1 protein-coding gene is annotated in these 237 nt (G+C 69.2%); it reads left to right on the top strand.

Going from position 1 to position 237, the window contains the following annotated elements; genetic code table 11:
• The coding region (locus ACLJNW_RS28455; RefSeq protein ID WP_410962024.1) for a LysR substrate-binding domain-containing protein at positions 1-237 on the top strand (237 nt) is incomplete at both ends.

The following is a 237-nucleotide window of genomic DNA, read 5'->3' as shown; positions in this document are numbered from 1 at the left end:
GTGCAGGAGGGCGTCGACTGCGTCCTGCGGGTCGGCCAGTTGGGCAACAGCAGCCTGGTGGCGCGACGCCTCGGCGAGATGCAACTGATCAATTGCGCCAGTCCCGCCTACCTGGAAGAGCATGGCGAGCCACGGACGCCAGCCGACCTCGACCGGCACTGGGCGGTCAACTATGCCTCGCCCAGCAGCGGCCGGGTGTTGCCCTGGGAGTACCGCGAGGATGGGCGCACCCTGACC

Source organism: Salmonella sp. SAL4457, assembly GCF_046548235.1.
In the GTDB taxonomy this organism is placed as follows: Bacteria; Pseudomonadota; Gammaproteobacteria; order Enterobacterales; family Enterobacteriaceae; genus Salmonella; species Salmonella enterica.
The sequence above is the reverse complement of the archived record's forward strand: the minus strand, read 5'-3'. Positions and strand labels throughout refer to the sequence as shown.